General features: G+C 70.4%; 16 protein-coding genes. 10 read left to right on the top strand and 6 right to left on the bottom strand.

All coding sequences use genetic code 11. The annotated features are described in order from the left end of the window. Positions 1-131: 131 nt before the first annotated feature. From EOJ32_RS06730 to EOJ32_RS06715, 4 genes are all read right to left on the bottom strand, one after another. The gene (locus EOJ32_RS06730) at positions 132-1,649 is read right to left on the bottom strand and encodes a tripartite tricarboxylate transporter permease (RefSeq protein ID WP_127898040.1); all 1,518 of its coding nucleotides are present in this window, start codon (positions 1,647-1,649) and stop codon (positions 132-134) included. 4 nt (positions 1,650-1,653) lie between these two features. Then, complete coding sequence (locus tag EOJ32_RS06725) at positions 1,654-2,142, bottom strand: tripartite tricarboxylate transporter TctB family protein (RefSeq protein ID WP_127898039.1); 489 nt, start codon at positions 2,140-2,142, stop codon at positions 1,654-1,656. Next, on the bottom strand, positions 2,139-3,083 hold the full coding sequence (locus tag EOJ32_RS06720) for a tripartite tricarboxylate transporter substrate binding protein (protein ID WP_240542512.1): 945 nt from the start codon (positions 3,081-3,083) through the stop codon (positions 2,139-2,141). The genes EOJ32_RS06725 and EOJ32_RS06720 overlap by 4 nt, the downstream gene beginning before the upstream one ends. 84 nt (positions 3,084-3,167) lie before the next feature. Beyond that, positions 3,168-4,265: an ABC transporter substrate-binding protein gene (locus EOJ32_RS06715; RefSeq protein ID WP_205963184.1), complete on the bottom strand. Its 1,098-nt coding sequence runs from the start codon at positions 4,263-4,265 to the stop codon at positions 3,168-3,170. Positions 4,266-4,364: 99 nt separating this feature from the next. Between EOJ32_RS06715 and EOJ32_RS06710 the strand changes: the two genes are divergently transcribed. The 10 genes from EOJ32_RS06710 (at position 4,365) to EOJ32_RS06665 (ending at position 14,175) form a co-directional block, all read left to right on the top strand. Next, entirely contained in the window at positions 4,365-5,033 is a 669-nt protein-coding gene (locus tag EOJ32_RS06710) for a response regulator transcription factor (RefSeq protein WP_046000203.1), read from the top strand. 6 nt (positions 5,034-5,039) lie between these two features. Next, entirely contained in the window at positions 5,040-6,401 is a 1,362-nt protein-coding gene (locus tag EOJ32_RS06705) for a sensor histidine kinase (protein WP_127898037.1), read from the top strand. 97 nt (positions 6,402-6,498) lie between these two features. After that, positions 6,499-6,834, top strand: a complete 336-nt coding sequence (locus EOJ32_RS06700) for a hypothetical protein (protein WP_127898036.1) — start codon at positions 6,499-6,501, stop codon at positions 6,832-6,834. A 216-nt stretch (positions 6,835-7,050) separates the two neighbouring features. Further along, positions 7,051-9,948, top strand: a complete 2,898-nt coding sequence (locus EOJ32_RS06695; RefSeq protein ID WP_127898035.1) for a monovalent cation/H+ antiporter subunit A — start codon at positions 7,051-7,053, stop codon at positions 9,946-9,948. Beyond that, a complete protein-coding gene (locus EOJ32_RS06690) occupies positions 9,948-10,295 on the top strand; it encodes a Na+/H+ antiporter subunit C (RefSeq protein ID WP_045983165.1) in 348 nt (115 codons plus the stop codon). The genes EOJ32_RS06695 and EOJ32_RS06690 overlap by 1 nt, the downstream gene beginning before the upstream one ends. After that, positions 10,292-11,932 carry a monovalent cation/H+ antiporter subunit D gene (locus EOJ32_RS06685; RefSeq protein WP_127898034.1) on the top strand — a complete coding sequence of 547 codons (1,641 nt, stop codon included), beginning with the start codon at positions 10,292-10,294 and terminating at the stop codon, positions 11,930-11,932. The genes EOJ32_RS06690 and EOJ32_RS06685 overlap by 4 nt, the downstream gene beginning before the upstream one ends. Beyond that, positions 11,929-12,417, top strand: a complete 489-nt coding sequence (locus EOJ32_RS06680; RefSeq protein ID WP_232303301.1) for a Na+/H+ antiporter subunit E — start codon at positions 11,929-11,931, stop codon at positions 12,415-12,417. Before EOJ32_RS06685 ends, EOJ32_RS06680 begins: the two co-directional genes overlap by 4 nt. After that, positions 12,414-12,695: a K+/H+ antiporter subunit F gene (locus EOJ32_RS06675; protein ID WP_045983163.1), complete on the top strand. Its 282-nt coding sequence runs from the start codon at positions 12,414-12,416 to the stop codon at positions 12,693-12,695. Before EOJ32_RS06680 ends, EOJ32_RS06675 begins: the two co-directional genes overlap by 4 nt. Continuing rightward, positions 12,692-13,057: a monovalent cation/H(+) antiporter subunit G gene (mnhG, locus tag EOJ32_RS06670; RefSeq protein ID WP_045983162.1), complete on the top strand. Its 366-nt coding sequence runs from the start codon at positions 12,692-12,694 to the stop codon at positions 13,055-13,057. The genes EOJ32_RS06675 and mnhG overlap by 4 nt, the downstream gene beginning before the upstream one ends. Continuing rightward, positions 13,054-14,175, top strand: coding sequence for an AI-2E family transporter (locus EOJ32_RS06665; RefSeq protein ID WP_045983161.1), 1,122 nt, complete (start codon positions 13,054-13,056; stop codon positions 14,173-14,175). The genes mnhG and EOJ32_RS06665 overlap by 4 nt, the downstream gene beginning before the upstream one ends. On the opposite strand, the gene EOJ32_RS06660 is transcribed toward EOJ32_RS06665, so the two are convergent. Continuing rightward, entirely contained in the window at positions 14,172-16,703 is a 2,532-nt protein-coding gene (locus tag EOJ32_RS06660) for an ABC transporter permease (RefSeq protein ID WP_127898033.1), read from the bottom strand. The two genes, EOJ32_RS06665 and EOJ32_RS06660, sit on opposite strands and share 4 nt — an antisense overlap. Next, on the bottom strand, positions 16,700-17,383 hold the full coding sequence (locus EOJ32_RS06655) for an ABC transporter ATP-binding protein (RefSeq protein WP_240542511.1): 684 nt from the start codon (positions 17,381-17,383) through the stop codon (positions 16,700-16,702). The genes EOJ32_RS06660 and EOJ32_RS06655 overlap by 4 nt, the downstream gene beginning before the upstream one ends. Positions 17,384-17,533 lie beyond the last annotated feature (150 nt).

Below are 17,533 nucleotides of genomic sequence, written 5' to 3'. Positions count from 1 at the left end.
GTCTCTCTTTCCGTCATCAGGTGACAGCAGAGATATCGGGTCCGACCCCCGTTTCTGCAATGCAGCATCCGGTCAACCCAGCCTTGCGCCAAGTGCATGACCCCGGCCCGTCACCGGGCCGGGGTTTCGCGTCAATCCTCGTCCGATGCCATCTGGCTGAGGACCTGACCCTTGCCGCGGGCCCGCATGATCATCGGCACGATCAGCGCAAAGGCTGCGACCGCGATTAGCCCCGCGGATACCGGGGTCGAGACCAGCGTCATCACGTCGCCCTGGCTGATCGACAGCGCGCGGCGCAGCTGCTGTTCGGCCATCGGGCCCAGGATCAGCCCCACGACCACCGGCGCGATGGGATAGCCGTAGAGGCGCATCAGGTAGCCCATGACGCCAAAGATCAGCAGCATCGACAGTTCGATCGGGGACGGGTTGGCGCCGATCGTGCCCAACGTGGCAAAGCACAGGATGCCCGCGTAAAGCCACGGCCGCGGGATGGTCAGCAGGCGCACCCACAACCCGATCAGCGGCAGGTTCAGGATCACCAGCATCACGTTGGCGATCAGCAGCGACGCGATCAGGCCCCAGACCAGGTCCGGGTTGGTCGCGAACAGCAGCGGTCCGGGCTGCAGGCCGAACTGCTGGAACCCGGCCAGCATGATCGCCGCGGTGGCGGTGGTCGGCAGGCCCAACGTCAGCAGCGGAACCAGCGTGCCCGCGGCGCTGGCATTCTTCGCGGCCTCGGGCCCGGCGACGCCCTCGATGGCGCCGTGGCCGAACTCCTCGGGGCGCTTGGCGGCGCGTTTCTCGGCGGCATAGGACAGGAAGGTGGCGATGTCGGCACCGCCAGCCGGCATGGCGCCGATGGGAAAGCCGATGAAAGTGCCGCGCAGCCAGGGTTTCCAGGACCGCTTCCAGTCCTCGCGCGTCATCCAGACAGATCCCTTGACCGCCGTCACCTTGTCCTCGACGCCATGACGGTTGGCGGCGACGATCATCGCCTCGCCCACGGCGAACAGCGCCACGGCCAGGGTCGTGACCTCGATCCCGTCCAGCAGCTGCGGGACGCCAAAATCCAGCCGCGCCTGACCGGTCAGCTGGTCGATGCCGACCAGGGCCAGCGCCAGGCCGATGAACAGCGATATCAGCCCCTTGCGCGCGCTGTCGCCGAAGGCAGACGACACGGTGACGAAGGCCAGCACCATCAGCGCGAAATACTCGCGCGGGCCGAAGGTCAGGGCCAGCTTGACCACGGTCGGCGCGACGAAGGCCAGAAGCAGCGTCGCGACCAGCCCCGCGACGAAGGACCCGATGGCGGCGGTGGCCAGCGCCGGTCCGCCGCGTCCGGCGCGGGCCATCTTGTTGCCCTCCAGCGCGGTCACGATGGAGGCGCTTTCGCCCGGCGTGTTCAGCAGGATCGACGTGGTCGATCCGCCATACATGCCGCCGTAATAGATGCCCGCGAACATGACCAGCGACCCGGCCGGGTCCAGCCCGTAGGTCACCGGCAGCAGCAGCGCCACGGTCAGCGCGGGCCCGATGCCGGGCAGCACGCCCACGGCGGTGCCCACGGTCACGCCGATCAGCGCGTAGAGCAGGATCATCGGGTCGGTCGCGACCATCAGGCCCTGGAACAGGTATCCGAACGTGTCCATGCCCCTAGCCCCCCGTGATCAGGCGTTCCAGCGGACCCGCCGGAAGGCTGAGGTTCAGAAGCTGGGAGAAGACCAGATAGATCGTCCCGGTGAAGATCAGCCCGATGGGCAGGGTCAGCGCCAGGTTGCGCTTGCCAAAGGCCCGGGCGGTGGCCGCGAACAGCAGCGCGGTCGCAATGACGAAGCCCGCCGTGTTCAGCAGCGCCAGCTGCGCGGCCAGGCCGCCGATGATCCAGGCGATGGGCGCGGGATCCTGGGCCGGGCGTTCGGCCGGCGCGTCGCGGAATGCCGCGACGATGGTCCAGACCGACAGCGCCAGCAGCGCCCAGGCGATCCAGCGCGGGACGTCGGCCGGGCCGACGCCGGAATAGCCCCGGTTCTGCGGCAGCGTGGCCACGTCGCGGAAAATGATGACCGCGATCAGCGCCAGCACGGCCGCCACGGTCAGCGCCGCCCCGTCGGGGCGGCGTCTCGTGTCCGGGGCAGTCGTCATTCGACCAGCCCGATGTCCTTGAGGACCGCGGCCGTCGTGGCGGTCTCCTCCTCTAGCTGGGCGCGGAACGCGTCGCCCGCCAGATAGGTGTCGGCCCAGCCCTTGGTCGCCAGCGCCTCCTGCCATGCGGTCGATTTGGCCATCGTCTCGATGTCGGCGGCGATGGCGGCCTCGTCCTCGGGGGACAGTCCTGCGGGGGCGGCGACCATGCGCCAGTTTTGCAGCACGACGTCCAGGCCGACCTCGGTCAGGGTGGGGGCGTCGACGCCCTCGATCCGCTCCTCGGAGGTGACGGCCAGGATGCGCAGCGTCCCGGCATCGGCCTGCGGCTTGAACTCGCCAAGGCTGGAGATGCCCGCGGTCACCTGGTTGCCCAGGATCGCGGCCAGTGCCTCGCCGCCGCCGGAATAGGCGATGTAATTGATCGCGGTCGGGTCGACATCGGCGGCATTGGCCAGAAGGCCCACCGCGATGTGGTCCGCGCCACCCGCCGAACCGCCGGCCCAGCTGACGGAGCCGGGATCGGCCTTCAGCATCTCGACCAGCTGGTTGATGTCCTGGATCTCGGATGCGGTGGGCACCACGATCGCCTCGTATTCGCCGGTCAGGCGGGCAATGGGCGTCACGTCGGCCAGCGACACGGGCGAGGCGTTGGTCAGGATCGCGCCGACCATCACATAGCCGCCCACGATCAGCTGGTCGGCCTTTCCGGTGGCCGAGGACGCGAACTGCGCCAGACCCACGGTGCCGCCGGCGCCCGGAACGTTCTGGACCTGCACGGAATCAGAGATGCCCTCGGCCTGCAGGACCTCCTGCATGGTGCGGGCGGTCTGGTCCCAGCCGCCGCCCGGTGCGGCAGGCGCCAGGATGGTATAGTCGGTGGCCAGCGCCGGAACGGCCAGGGCCGCGGTGAACAGGCCCGCAAGAATCGCGTGTTTCAAGATAGTCCTCCCCATTGGCCGGGCCTCCACCCGGCAACGGGCATCCTGACACGCCAACCTGACGCAAAGCTGACATCGGCGCGATTATTCCGGGCCCGGCTCCGGCTCCGGCGGGGACAATGCCTGCTGCCATCGCGCGATCAGCCGGGCACGGCGCGACTGGTCCAGATAGGCCAGCAGGCCGGGGCTGATCGCCACGGGGCGCAGCTGCGCGCCCAGCGCCGGGGGCATGCCGTCCGCGCCCGACGACACCTCCAGGCTGACGGCGGGCAGGCGCAGCTCTTCGGCCAGGATGGTCTGGCCCTCGCGCGACATCAGGAAGGCCAGGAAGGCCGCGCCCAGGTCGGGCCGCGCCGCGGCACGCGGCACCAGCGCCACCCGCGACACGACCACGGTGAAGTCGCGCGGCAACAGCAGGCCCACATCCGGCTCCTGCCGCGCCCAGTCCGCGGCATAGGACCCCAGGATGTTGTATCCGACCGCCAGCCGCCCGTCGGCCACGCGTTCCAGGATCTCGCGTGAGGTCGCGAACTGCTGGACGCCCGCGCGTCCCATCGCCTGGCCCAGGTTCCAGATGTCGAAGAAATGCTCCTGGTCGCGGGCCAGGAACAGGTATCCCACCCCCGACAGTGCGATGTCATAGGTGCCGATGCGCCCCTGCACCGTCGCCCCGCCATGATCCAGCCAGTCCAGCAGCTCGAACCGGGTCGCGGGGGGCTGGCGGTCGCGGAAGCTGGGCTTGTGATAGACCAGGACGGCGGGTTCGAATGTGATCGCATAGGCCGTGTCGCGCCAGTTCGCCCAGCGCGGCCAGTCGGCCGAGGACGGCGTGGCCACCGCCTGGGCATAGCCGTCATTGGCCAGCTTGATCTGCAGGTCCATGGCCGAGGAGAACGCCAGATCCGCGGTGGTGCCGCCGGCATCAGTCTCCTCGGTGATACGCGCAAAGATCTGGCCGGTCAGCAGGTCCTGGTATTCGACGGCGATGTCGGGGTTCAGCGCCTGGAACCCCTGGATCAGCGGGCTGGCCAGATCCTCGTCCAGCGACATGTAAAGGCGCAGCGGCCGGTCCTGCGCGCCCGAGGGCGCGGGAAACCGCAGCGTGTCGGCCGCCGCCGCCCCGGCGACGACGGACAGGATCAGCGCAACGCAGGACAGGCGGGGAATCATGCGCACCAGCATGGCGCATCGTGGCACCCGCCGCCCCGCCGGACAAGCGGGCCGCGCGCCCTTGCCTGCCCGGCCCGCGCGGCCCTAAGATCGCCGCCGGGGGGACGGTCGATGCGCATTCTGCTGGTCGAGGACAACGCGGCGCTGGCCGACGGGCTGGTGCAGCTTCTGGCCGGCGCGGGGCATGCCGTAGATCATGTCGATGACGGCGCCTCGGCCGAGGCGCTGATCGCGGCGGAGCGGTTCGACCTGGTGATCCTGGACCTGAACCTGCCGCAGATGGACGGGCTGGAGGTCCTGCGCCGCATGCGCACCCGCCGCGACCCGGCCGCGGTGATGATCCTGACCGCCCGCGGCACGCCCGAGGAACGCGTCCGGGGCCTGGACCTGGGGGCCGACGACTACATGGTCAAACCCTTCGAGATCACCGAGTTCGAGGCCCGCGTCCGGTCGCTGCTGCGCCGCCAGGCGGGCCTGCGCGCGGCCGAGGTCACGATCGGCGGCGTCATGCTGGACCTGACCGCGCGCCGTTTCCTGGCCGAGGGGCAGCCGATGGACCTGCCCGCCCGCGAACATGCGCTGCTGGAACTGCTGTTCATGCGCGCCGGCAAGGTCGTCCCCAAGGAGACGATCATGCAATCCATGACCTCGCTGGAGGATACCCTGTCGGACAACGCGATCGAGCAATATGCCAGCCGCCTGCGCCGCAGGCTGGCGCCCCACGGGGTGCAGCTGCGCACCGCGCGGGGCATCGGCTATTACATCGACAAGGGCGTCTGAGCGCCGATGGGATCGCTGCGCCGCCGACTGCTGGCCTGGCTGCTGGCGGCCACGGCCGCCCTGGGCACGCTGGCGATGGCCGACACCTGGTCCGAGGCCGTGTCCACCGCGCGCGCCGTGTCCGACCGGGTGCTGACCGGATCGGCGCTGGCCATCGCGGAACGGGTGACGGTGGGCGACGATGCCGCCCTGCAGGCCGACATCCCCTATTCCGCGCTGGAGATGCTGACCTCGACCGCGCAGGACAGCGTGTTCTATCGCGTCGACGGGCCGGGCGGGTTCATGACCGGCTATGCCGACCTGCCGCTGGCCGAACCGGGCTCGGATGGGGCGGGCTACGCGGATGCGGTGTTCGCGGGCGCGCCGATCCGGGTCATCACGCTGGCGCGGACCGTGTCGACGGGCATCGAATCCATCCCGTTCCGCGTGACGGTCGCGGAATCCAAGCTGGCGCGGAACCAGCTGTCGCAGGCGATCCTGCTGCGCTCGGCGGCCAGGTTGGCGCTGATGATCTGCGGGGCGGCGGCGATCATCTGGATCGCGGTTCCACTGGCGCTGCGCCCGCTGAACAGGCTGGGCGACGCGATCAGCGCGCGGCGCGCGGACGACCTGTCCCCCCTGCCCACCGACGTCCCGCAGGAGGTCCAGGACCTGGTCGCGGCGATGAACTCGTTCATGGCGCGGCTGGACACGGCGCTGTCGGCGCTGCGCAACTTCACCGGCAATGCCAGCCATCAGCTGCGCACGCCGCTGGCGGTGATCCGCACCCAGCTGACACTGGCGCAGCGGGCGGGCGACGCGCAGGCCGCGCGATCGGCGGTGGCCAAGGGCGACGCGGCACTGGCCGATGCCGAACGGATCCTGGCGCAGCTGCTGCTGCTGGCGCGGGTCGATGCGGCAGCGGGCCATCCGATGGTCGCGCCGCTGGATGCCCACGCCCTGGCCCGCGATCTGACCGGAGAGATGATCCCCCGCGCCGCCGGTGCGGGGATCGACCTGGGCTATGACGGCCAGCCCGTCGTCGTGCGCGCCGAACCCGTCCTGCTGGCCGAGGCGCTGAAGAACCTGGTCGACAACGCGCTGGCCTATGCCGGCCGCGGGGCAGAGGTTACCGTCCGCGTCGCGCGGCAGGACGGCACGGCGGTGATCTCGGTCGAGGATGACGGCCCCGGCATCGCCGCCCCGGCGATGGACCAGCTGACCTCGCGCTTTACCCGCGGCGCGTTGGCCGAGGCGCGGCCCGGCGGCAGCGGCCTGGGCCTGTCCATCGTGACCGAGATCGCGCAGCTGTTCGGCGGGACCTTGCGGCTGCGCGCGGGGGCGCAGGGGCGCGGCCTGCGGGCCGAACTGCACCTGCCGGTGGGGTGACAAACGCGTCTGCGCCCCCCACCCGCCCTTGCATCGCCCCGGCAGCGTCTGCAATATCCGCGCCATGGACGGACAGCGGACACCCTTGGCGTGCATCATGCGCGTTCTGGTCCTGGTGGCCAGCATCGTGCAGCTTGCGCTGTACGGGGCGACGGCGCCTGCCTCGGTCGAACTGGGGCCGCAGTTCCTGCGCCTGACCGAGGAGCAGCGGCTGTATTCCGACAGCCCGGCCCAGGTCGCCGTCCTGACCTCCAAGGCTCCGGCCGGACCGCAGGCGACATCATCACTGCCGGACGCCGATCCCTGGTACCGCACGCCCGCGAGGCCCGTCCCGCCGCAAGCCGTCTCGATCATCGCCGCGTCCGACGCGGACGTTCCCCGGCCGCAGGGCGTCGCCCGCCCTGCCCGCGCCCGCGGCCCTCCGCTGGCCTGACCCGCGCCCGCGGACGCCTGCTGTCCTGACCCGCGGCCGATGGCTCCGCGGCCGCCCCCACAGAGGTGATCCCGGACGGATCGTGCCGCGGCACGGCCGCATCGCATGCGCCGTCCCGTCATCACCCGCATCTTGCCGCATTCCCCCGACGCCCGCATGATCTCGCCTGGGATCCTGCCCCGCCCTGTATGCCGCCCCAGCGAAGGACCGCCCTTGATGATCACCCCCACCGCCCTTGCGCAGCAGAACCTTCTGGTGCTGCTGGCGGTCCTGCCCTTCCTGTCCGCGCTTCTGCTGATCAGCGTCTCGGGGCGCGCGGCGGGGATTCTGGCGGGCATCACGATGCTGGCCGGAATCGCGCTGTCAGCGGGGCTGGGGGGACCCGTGATGTCGGGCGAGGTGCTGCGCGCATCGCTGGACTGGGTGCCGTCGGCGGGGCTGTCGCTGTCGCTGCGGATGGACGGGTTCGCCTGGATGTTCGCGACGCTGGTCAGCGCGATCGGCCTGCTGGTCGTCGTCTATGCCCAGGTCTACATGGCGGGCAAGGACCGCCTGCCGCGCTTCTTCGCACTGCTGATGGCGTTCACCGGCGCGATGCAGGGCATCCTTCTGTCGGGCAACCTGCTGATGCTGGTGGTGTTCTGGGAGCTGACATCGGTCGTGTCGTTCCTGCTGATCGGGTTCTGGCACCAGGGCCAGGCGGCACGCGACGGCGCGCGCACCGCGCTGCTGATCACCGCGATGGGCGGGCTGTGCCTGCTGCTGGCAATGCTGATGCTGGGCCATGTCGTGGGCAGCCACGATCTGGACGTGGTGCTGGCCGCGGGGCCGCAGGTGCGCGAACACCCGATGTACGGCGCGATCCTGGCGCTGTTCCTGCTGGGCGCGTTCACAAAGTCGGCGCAGGTGCCGTTCCACTTCTGGCTGCCCGGCGCGATGTCGGCGCCGACCCCGGTCTCGGCCTTCCTGCACAGCGCCACGATGGTCAAAGCCGGGGTGTTCCTGCTGATCCGCTTCTCTCCCGTCCTGGGCGGGACCGAGGCGTGGTTCCTGGCCGTGACCGGCATCGGCATGGCGACCTTCCTGACCGGCGGGGTGATCGCGCTGTTCCGCCACGACCTCAAGGGGTTGCTGGCCTATTCGACGATCAGCCATCTGGGCCTGATCACCGCGCTGGCCGGCATCGGCAGCCAGGGCGCGATCCTGGCCGCGATCTTTCACATCTGCAATCACGCGGTCTTCAAGGCGTCGCTGTTCATGACCGCGGGCATCATCGACCACCAGACCGGCACGCGCGACCTGCGCAAGCTGGGGGGCCTCGCGCGCGTGATGCCCTTCACCGCGACCCTGGCAATTATCGCATCCGCCGCGATGGCGGGCGTGCCGCTGCTGAACGGCTTTCTGTCCAAGGAGATGTTCCTGGCCGAAGCCGTCGCCTGGCACAACGGCAGCTGGCTGGACGACAGCCTGCCCTATCTGGCGGTCGTGGCCAGCGCGTTTTCCGCCGCCTATGCGATCCGGTTCATCGCGTCGGTGTTCTTCGGTCCGCTGCCCGACGCCCTGCGCGGCCGCGTGTCCGAGGCGCCGGTCCTGCTGCGCCTGCCCGTCAGCCTGCTGGCCGCGGCCTGCCTGGCGGTGGGCATCCTGCCCGCGCCGGTGATCGGCCCCGTCATCAACCGCGCCGCGCGCGCCGTGCTGGGGCCCGACCTGCCCTATTACGACATCGCGATCTGGCACGGGGTCAATGCGGCGCTGATGCTCAGCCTGGTGTCCCTGGGCGTGGGCACGCTTATCTATGCGATGACCCGGACCCGCATCCCCCTGGGCCCCGAAGGCCCGCCCCTGCTGTACCGCCTGCGCGGGCAGCGCGTCTTCGACCGGCTTATGCTGAAGGGGGCGTGGGTCCTGCCCCGCCGCGTGCTGGGCAGGCTGGCGACCGAACGGCTGCAGCCGCAGCTGCGCCTGCTGGTGGCGGTCGCGCTGTTTCTGGCCGTCGCGGCCATCGGCGCGCGGTTCCCCTGGGCACCCCCGGCGCGGGTGACCGATTTCAGCCCGGCATTCGCGCTGATGTGGCTGATCGGCGGGGCCTGCGCGGTGGGGGCGGCGTGGCAGGCCAAGTACCACCGCTTTGCCGCGCTGGCGATGCTGGGCGGCGCGGGTCTGGTCACCTGCCTGACCTTCGCCTGGCTGTCGGCCCCCGACCTTGCCGTGACCCAGCTGCTGGTCGAGGTGGTGACCACGGTCCTGCTGCTGCTGGGCCTGCGCTGGCTGCCCCAACGCCGGGCGGGCCTGCCCGAGGACAACCTGGCATCCGCGCGCAGGCGGCGGATGCGCGACCTGGTGATGGCCGTCGCGGGCGGGTCGGGCATCGCCCTGGTGGCGCATTCCGTGATGACACGGCCGCTGGTCCCGAACGTGGGCGACTGGTTCCTGGCCAACGCCTATTACGAAGGCGGCGGCACCAATGTGGTGAACGTCATCCTGGTCGATTTCCGCGCCTTCGACACGTTCGGAGAGATCGCCGTTCTGGCGATCGTGGGCCTGACCGTCTATTCGCTGCTGCGCCGGTTCCGCCCCGCCCCCGAAAGCGTGGACCAGCCCAACCAGCAGCAGGCCACCAGCCAGCAGGCGCTGGACGACTACCTGATGGTGCCGTCGGTCATCATGCTGTGGATGTTCCCGGTGCTGATCATGGTCGCGGCCTATTTCTTCTTCCGCGGCCATGACCTGCCGGGCGGCGGCTTCGCCGCGGGCGTGACCATGGCCATCGCCTTCCTGCTGCAATACCTGGCCACCAATGTGCGTTGGGTCGAGGCGCGGCTGACCATCCTGCCGATCCGCTGGATGGGCATCGGCCTGCTGATCGCGGTGGGCACGGGGATGGGGTCGTGGATCTTCGGCTATCCCTTCCTGTCGGCCCATGCCCGCTATGTCTCGATCCCGCTGATTGGGAACGTGCCCGCCGCGACCGCGCTGCTGTTCGACCTGGGGGTCTTTGCCCTGGTCGTGGGCGCGACGGTGCTGATGCTGATCGCCATCGCCCACCAGTCCCTGCGCGCCGCGCGCCTGCGCGAACAGGACGACGCTGCCCCAGCCACGAAGGAGATCCGCTGATGGAGATCGTGCTGTCCCTGGCCATCGGCGTTCTGTCGGCGTCGGGCATCTGGCTGATCCTGCGCCCGCGCAGCTTCCAGGTCATCGTCGGGCTGTGCCTGCTGTCCTATGCGGTGAACCTGTTCATCTTTTCCATGGGGCGCCTGACGCTGTCGGCGCCCGCGATCATGCCCAAGGGCGGCTTCGTCGATCCGACCCGCTATGCCGACCCGCTGCCCCAGGCGCTGGTCCTGACCGCCATCGTCATCAGCTTTGCCACCACGGCGCTGTTTCTGGTCGTGCTGATCGCCTCGCGCGGGTTCACCGGCACCGACCATGTCGACGGCCGCGAGAGAGAGCAGCCATGAGCCAGCACCTGATCATCGCCCCGATCCTGATCCCCTTCGTCGCCGGCGCGCTGATGCTGCTTTATGACGACCGCCAGCGCGCGGCGAAATTCTGGCTCAGCCTGATCGCGACCGGGCTGACCCTCGCGGTGGCGGTGGCGCTGCTGATGCGCGCCAAGCTGGGCGCGTCCGAAGGGGCCGAGAACATCGGCTTCTACCTGCTGGGGGACTGGGCCGCGCCGATGGCGATCGTCCTGGTGCTGGATCACCTGGCGGCGATGATGCTGCTGCTGACATCGGTGCTCGCGCTGGCGTCGCTGGTCTATGCGCGGGCGTCCTGGCATCGGCAGGGGCAGCATTACTTTTCGCTGTTCCAGTTCCTGCTGGTCGGTCTGAACGGCGCGTTCCTGACCGGCGACCTGTTCAACCTGTTCGTCTTTTTCGAGGTGCTGCTTGCCGCGTCCTACGGCCTGCTGCTGCACGGGTCGGGACAGGTGCGGGTCCGCGCGGGCCTGCATTACATCGCGATCAACCTGGCGGCGTCCCTGCTGCTGCTGCTGGGGATCAGCCTGATCTATGGCGTGACGGGCACGCTGAACATGGCGCATCTGGCCAGCATGATGCCCGACATCGATGCCGCCAACCGGCCCCTGTTGCAGATGGGCCTGGCGCTGATGGGGGTGGCCTTCCTGGTCAAGGCGGGCATATGGCCGCTGTCCTTCTGGCTGCCCAACGCCTACATGGCCGCCGCCGCGCCGGTGGGCGCGATGTTCGCGATCATGACCAAGGTGGGCATCTATGCGATCCTGCGCCTGACGATGCTGCTGTTCGCGGCCGGATCGGGCCCGTCTGCGGGGCTGGGCGCGGGGCTGCTGATCGGGCTGGGCATGACCACGGTCGTCTTCGGCATGCTGGGCGTGCTGGCGTCGCAAAGCCTGGGGCGGATCGCGGCGCATGCGGTGGTCCTGTCGTCGGGCACCATGCTGGCCGTGACCGGGCTGGCGCTGGCGGGGGGCGGGGAATGGATGCTGGCGGGCGCTCTGCATTACATGGTCGCGTCGACCCTGGCCGCGGGCGCCCTGTTCCTGATGGTCGAGCCGATGTCGCGCGACGACGGCGGCATCGCCGCCATGCTGGCGCTGACGGCCGAGATCTATGGCGCCAAGGCCGACCTGCCGTCCGACGACGACGGCCCGGACGGCCCCGCCATCGCCGCGGGCCCCGCCCTGCTGGCGGCGTGCTTTGCGCTGTGCCTGCTGGCGCTGGCAGGGTTGCCGCCGATGCCCGGCTTCATCGGCAAGCTGACGATGATCCAGGGCGTCTTCGACACGGCCGATACCAGCCCCTGGCTGGGCTGGGCCTTCGTCGCGCTGCTGCTGGTATCGGGCTTTGCCACGCTGATCGGGCTGGCGCGGATCGGCATCCAGACCTTCTGGGCCAATGACGACCGCGATTCCCCCGTCATGGCGATGGAGATCGCCCCGATCATGGCCCTGATCGCCGTTCTGGCCGTGATCAGCATCGAATCCGAGGCCGTGCTGCGCTATACCGACCGCACCGCGCAGGCGCTGCACCAGACGTCGCGCTATGCCCAGGGCGTGCTGACCGCGCCCCGTGCCGACGACGCGCAGCCGCCCACCCCAGAGGACGTTCCATGATGACCCGGCTTGTCCCCTATCCCGTCCAGTCGGGCCTGCTGACGCTGCTGTGGATGGTGATGACGCGGTTCTCGCTTGGTCACCTGCTGCTGGGGGGCGCGCTGGCGCTGCTGGCGGGCTGGGCGATGTCGTCGCTGCACCCCGAACGGGCCACGCCGCGCAACTGGCGCGTGGTGCCGCGGCTGATCGCCACGCTGTTCGGCGACATCGTCCGGTCGAACATCCGCGTGGCGCGGCTGATCCTGACCGAGGGGCGGTCGGGCCGCCGCTCGGCCTTCCTCGAGGTGCCGCTGCAGCTGCGCAGCCCGACCGGGCTGGCGGTGCTGTCGATCATCCTGACCGCCACGCCCGGCACCGCCTGGATCGAATATTCCCACGACCGCCAGACGCTTGTTCTGCATGTCTTCGACGGCGCCGAGACCGACCATTACCTGCATGTCATCCGCGACGTGTATGAACCCATGCTGCAGGAGATCTTCGAATGAGCGGCACGATCCTGACCTTTGCCATCGGCTACGCCCAGGTGGTCCTGGCCCTGGCGGGCTGCCTGGCGGGCCTGCGCATCCTGCGCGGTCCCCGCGCCCAGGACCGGGTGCTGGCCCTTGACACGCTGTATATCGCGGTGATGCTGCTGTTCCTGGTCACCGGGATGCGTCTTGGCTCACTGTACCTGTTCGAGGCCGCGATGGTCATCGCGGTGATGGGGTTCGTGGCCTCCATCGCGCTAGCCAAGTTCCTGTTCCGCGGAGAGGTGATCGAATGAGCCCGCTTGACGACATCCCCCTGTGGCTGGCCATTCCGGTGGCGGGGCTGGTGATGCTGGGTGCGACGCTGACGCTGATCGGGGCCTGGGGGTTCTTGCGGATGAACAGCTTCTATGACCGGCTGCATGCGCCGACGCTGGCCTCCAGCTGGGGGACGGGCGGGGTGATCCTGGGGTCGGCGCTGCTGGCCAGCTTTCAGCAGGGGCGCCCGATCCTGCATGAGCTGATGGTGGGTCTGGGCATCATGACGACGGTTCCCGTCACGCTGATGCTGCTGGGCCGCGCCGCCCTGCACCGCGACCGGGCCGAGGGCACGCTGCCCCCCGCCCCTGGCGACGACCACCCGGAGACGCGCGAATGACCCCAGGGGCCGACCGCAACGCCGTTCCCCGTCCGGCGCCGCGCCCGCTGGTCACCGACCTGTCGGCCGCGCGCTGGCTGCTGCTGGGGATCCTTGCGGCGTCGATCTATTTCTTCCACGGCTTCCTGATCCCGGTCCTGGCCGCGACGATCATCTGCGTGGCCAGCTGGCGCATCCGCGAGCGCCTGGCACAGCGCAGCGGGCCGACGCTGGCCGCGACGCTGCTGGTGCTGGCGATCCTGTGCATCCTGGTGGTGCCGCTGCTGATGGCGCTGACCTATGCGGCGGCCGAACTGCGCGTCTGGATCCTGTGGGCGGGCAACGTGAACGCCATGGGCGAGGCCACGCCCCCCTGGATCGCCGACATCCCCCGCGTTGGGCCGTGGCTGGACCAGCAATGGCGCACCTATATCGGTCAGCCCGGCGCGATCAGCCAGCTGGTCCAGGCGGTGACCGGGTCGAACATCTATTCCGTCTATCGCGGCATCCTGACCGCGGGATCGACCGCGTTCCACTTCATGTTGAACCTGCTGTTCACGTTGATCGCGCTGTTCGTCTTCTATCGCGACGGCGAACGCATCGTGGCGCAGCTGGACCGCGTGGGCGCGCGCATCCTGCCCGGCCGCTGGTCGCACATGTCGCGCGTGGTCCCCGCCACGATCAGCGCGACCGTCACCGGCATGACCCTGATCGCCATCGGCGAGGGGGTGATCCTGGGCACGGCCTATTGGCTGGCGGGGGTGCCCTCGCCGGTGTTCTTCGGGGTCGTGACCGGGTTCATGGCGCTGATCCCGGGCGGGGCGCCACTGTCCTTCACGCTGATCTCGGCCTATCTGGTGTTCAGCGGAACGCCGGTCGCGGGCGCCGCGCTGTTCCTGTGGGGCACGGTCGAGCTGTTCATCGTGGACAAGACCATCCGCCCCGTGCTGATCGGCGGACCGGTCAAGCTGCCGTTCCTGGCCACCTTCTTCGGGCTGATCGGCGGGATCAAGACGATGGGCCTGGTGGGCCTGTTCGTGGGGCCGGTGCTGATGGCGCTGCTGATGTCGATCTGGCGGGAATGGCAGCGCGACGTGTCCCAGCCCGCGGCCCCCCTGCCCGGTCCCGTCGACCCCTAGTCCTGCGCCCGCAGGACCTGTGCGGGCCGCGCGGCCAGCGGGCGCCACGCAAAGGCCAGCCCCGCCACGACGGTCGCGGCGATACCGCCCACCACGATGGGCAGCGCCGAGCCCATGTCGAACCGATAGGGCACGTCCATCACGAAGCGGCTGACCGCCCATCCCGCGAGGCCCCCGCCCAACAGCGCGACCAGCCCCGCCGCCGCCCCCATCAGCGCCTGGCGCAGCGCAAAGCTGCCCAGGATCAGCGCGCGCGACGCGCCGAGCGTCTTCAGGATCGCGGCCTCATAGACGCGCGCGCGTTCGCCCGCCGCCGCAGCCCCGATCAGCACGACGAAGCCGGTGACCAGCGTGGCCCCCGCCGCCCAGGCCACCGCCGCCGCGATCCCCGCCAGGGCGTCGGAGGCGCGGTCGATAGCCTCGGCCACGGGGACGACGGTGATGTTCGGAAAGCGGTTGCCCAGATCGCGCAGGATCTGCGCCTCGGCCGCCGGATCGGCATAGACGGTGGCGATGTGGGTATGCGGCGCGCCCGCCAGCGCGCCGGGGTTCAGCGCCATGACGAAGCCGATGCCCGCGTCGCTGAAATCGACCACCCGCAGGTTGGCGATGGTCGCGGTGATGTCGCGGCCCAGGATGTTGACGGTGACGGTGTCGCCCAGGTCCAGGCCGATCTCGGTCGCGATCTCCTCGGACAGGCTGACCAGCGGGGGGCCGGCGTAATTCTGGGGCCACCAGTCGCCGCGGGTGATCTGGGTGCCCGGCGGCGGGGTCGCGGCATAGGTGATGCCCCGGTCGCCGCGCAGCACCCAGTGATCGCCCGCGACCTCGCGCGCGGGGCGGCCGTTCAGCTGCGTGACGATGCCGCGCAGCATCGGCGCGGTCTGCACGTCGCCGACCAGCGGATCGTCCCGCAGCCGGGTCAGGAACGGGTCCAGTTGATCGGGCTGGATGTCCAGGAAGAAATAGCTGGGCGCACGTTCGGGCAGTTCGGTCGCGATGGCCTGGCGCAGGTTCGACGACACCTGCCCCACCGCCGCCAGCACCGTCAGGCCCAGGCCCAGGGACAGGATCACCGACAGCGCCTCGCTGCGCGGCCCGCCGATGGCTGCCAGCGCAAGCCGCAGCGCGGGTCTGCGCCGCGCCAGGCGCGCCCCCGCCCCCGCCGCGCGCCGGACCAGCGCCGCCGCCCCGGCCAGCACGACAAAGGCCGCCAGGACGCCCCCCGCCATGCCAAGCGTCAGCCGCCACAGCCCCGAAAACAGTGCGGCAGCCCCCACCAGCGCGATCAGCGCCGCGACGATCATCACCAGATAGCGCCGTTCGGGCCAGCCGCCCCCGGATGCGTCCGCGTCGCGGAACAAGGTCGCCGCCCGAATGCGCCGCGTTCGCGCCAAGGGCCACAGCGCAAAGATGAACGCAGTCAGCACGCCATAGACCGCCGCCTGCGCCAGGGGGCCCGGATAGACGCCGAACTCCGCCGGCACCGGCAGGCGCGCCGTCAGCAGCGGCGCCAGCGCCAAGGGCACCGCCGCCCCCAGGATCAGCCCCGCCGCGACGCCGATCGCGGTCACCGCCCCGATCTGCAGCAGATAGACCTGAAAGATCGTCCGCCCCGACGCGCCGAAGGTCTTGAGCACGGCGATGGTCTCGGTCTTGCGGGCCAGATGGGCGCGCACCGCGGCCGACACGCCGACCCCGCCCACGGCCAGCCCGGTCAGCCCGACCAGCACCAGGAACGCGCCGATGCGGTCCACGAAACTGTCGATGCCCGGCGCGCCACGGCGGCTGTCGCGCCAGCGCGCGCCGCTGTCGGGGAAGGCCACGCGCCAGTCGGCCCGCAGCGCGTCCAGATCCGTTCCCGGCGGCAGCGCCAGCCGATAGTTACTGTCGAACAGCGTGCCTGCGCCCAGCAGCTCGCTGTCGGCCAGCGCCTCGCGCAGCACCAGCGTGCGGGGGCCGAAGCCGAAGCTGGCCGCGCCCGCATCGGGTTCGCTGACCAGCCGCGCAGTCAGCACGAAATCCTGCGTGCCAAGGCGGAAGATGTCACCCGGCGACAGCCCCAGCCTGTCGGCCAGCAGCGGCGCCATGACGCCCCCCGGCAGCCCCTGCGGCGTCGTCCCCAAGGCCTGCGCCAGCGGCATGGGCGGGTCCAGCACGGCCTGCCCCAGCAGCGGCCAGGCCGCGTCCACGCCCTTGACCTGGGTCAGGGCGCGTTCGGAGGCATCCCCCTGCCCGACCACGGCCATGGACCGGAAATCAACTATTTCAGAGACGGTTACGGCCCGATCCTCCAGCCAGTCGAGCTCCTCGGGGCTGGCAAAGCGATAGGTCAGCTGCACCTCGGCATCGCCCCCCAGCAGGACCGCGCCCTGCGAGGTCAGCCCCGCCTGTATCGCCGCGCGGACGGACCCCACGGCGGCGATGGCGGCCACGCCAAGCGCCAGACAGGTCAGCAGCACCCAAAACCCGCGCAACCCCCCGCGCAGGTCGCGCCGCGCCAGCCGGGCCGCCAGCGCCAGGCTCATGCCGCGGCCTCGGCGGCCAGACGGCCGTCAGCCAAGCGGATCACCCGGTCGCACCGTCGCGCCAGGTCCGGGTCATGCGTGACCAGGACCAGCGTCGCGCCATGATCGGCGCGCAGCCCGAACAGCAGGTCCATGATCGCCTGCCCCGTCGCCCCGTCCAGATTGCCGGTGGGTTCGTCGGCCAGCAGGATGGCCGGGCGCGGCGCCGCGGCGCGGGCTAGGGCCACGCGCTGCTGCTCTCCGCCCGACAGTTGCGCGGGGTAATGGTCGCGCCGCGCACCAAGGCCTACGCGGTCCAGTTCCGCCGCCGCGCGGGCGAAGGCGTCGGGCGCACCAGCCAGCTCCAGCGGTGTCGCGACATTTTCAAGCGCCGTCATGGTGGGGACCAGGTGGAAGGACTGGAACACCACCCCCATATGGGACAGACGAAAGCGTGCCAGCGCATCCTCGTCCAGCGCGGTCAGGTCTTGACCCATCGCCTGGACAAGGCCGCCCGTGGCGCGTTCCAGACCGCCCATCAGCATGAGGAGCGACGACTTGCCCGATCCCGAAGGACCCACCAGCCCGACCGTCTCTCCGCGTTCGACCTGCAGCGACAGGCCGCGCAGGATCGGGACCGGCCCGGCATTGCCCTGCAACGTCAGATGCGCATCGGACAGGCGGATCACGGGGTCGGCCATCGGGTCGCTCCTTCGTCGCGGTCTGGGTATCGGGGCACGATATGGTCGGCCCGCCCGCGAAGGCAACCGCCTGACAGCCGCCGTCGCGGCGCTGGCGGTCACCATCGCGGCATCATGGGCAGCCCCTGCTTACGCAGAGACGCTGCGTCT

Origin of the sequence: Paracoccus sp. Arc7-R13 (assembly GCF_004010775.1) — a bacterium.
GTDB classification, from domain to species: Bacteria; Pseudomonadota; Alphaproteobacteria; order Rhodobacterales; family Rhodobacteraceae; genus Paracoccus; species Paracoccus marcusii.
Note: the sequence above shows the minus strand (reverse complement) of the source record. Positions and strands in the feature narration are given on the sequence as shown.

Coding starts and splice junctions, on each gene's coding strand:
- EOJ32_RS06730 (WP_127898040.1), bottom strand. CDS start 1,649: ATGGACACGTTCGGATACCTGTTCCAGGGCCTGATGGTCGCGACCGAC.
- EOJ32_RS06725 (WP_127898039.1), bottom strand. CDS start 2,142: ATGACGACTGCCCCGGACACGAGACGCCGCCCCGACGGGGCGGCGCTG.
- EOJ32_RS06715 (WP_205963184.1), bottom strand. CDS start 4,265: ATGCTGGTGCGCATGATTCCCCGCCTGTCCTGCGTTGCGCTGATCCTG.
- EOJ32_RS06710 (WP_046000203.1), top strand. CDS start 4,365: ATGCGCATTCTGCTGGTCGAGGACAACGCGGCGCTGGCCGACGGGCTG.
- EOJ32_RS06705 (WP_127898037.1), top strand. CDS start 5,040: ATGGGATCGCTGCGCCGCCGACTGCTGGCCTGGCTGCTGGCGGCCACG.
- EOJ32_RS06700 (WP_127898036.1), top strand. CDS start 6,499: ATGCGCGTTCTGGTCCTGGTGGCCAGCATCGTGCAGCTTGCGCTGTAC.
- EOJ32_RS06695 (WP_127898035.1), top strand. CDS start 7,051: ATGATCACCCCCACCGCCCTTGCGCAGCAGAACCTTCTGGTGCTGCTG.
- EOJ32_RS06690 (WP_045983165.1), top strand. CDS start 9,948: ATGGAGATCGTGCTGTCCCTGGCCATCGGCGTTCTGTCGGCGTCGGGC.
- EOJ32_RS06685 (WP_127898034.1), top strand. CDS start 10,292: ATGAGCCAGCACCTGATCATCGCCCCGATCCTGATCCCCTTCGTCGCC.
- EOJ32_RS06680 (WP_232303301.1), top strand. CDS start 11,929: ATGATGACCCGGCTTGTCCCCTATCCCGTCCAGTCGGGCCTGCTGACG.
- EOJ32_RS06675 (WP_045983163.1), top strand. CDS start 12,414: ATGAGCGGCACGATCCTGACCTTTGCCATCGGCTACGCCCAGGTGGTC.
- mnhG (WP_045983162.1), top strand. CDS start 12,692: ATGAGCCCGCTTGACGACATCCCCCTGTGGCTGGCCATTCCGGTGGCG.
- EOJ32_RS06665 (WP_045983161.1), top strand. CDS start 13,054: ATGACCCCAGGGGCCGACCGCAACGCCGTTCCCCGTCCGGCGCCGCGC.
- EOJ32_RS06660 (WP_127898033.1), bottom strand. CDS start 16,703: ATGAGCCTGGCGCTGGCGGCCCGGCTGGCGCGGCGCGACCTGCGCGGG.
- EOJ32_RS06655 (WP_240542511.1), bottom strand. CDS start 17,383: ATGGCCGACCCCGTGATCCGCCTGTCCGATGCGCATCTGACGTTGCAG.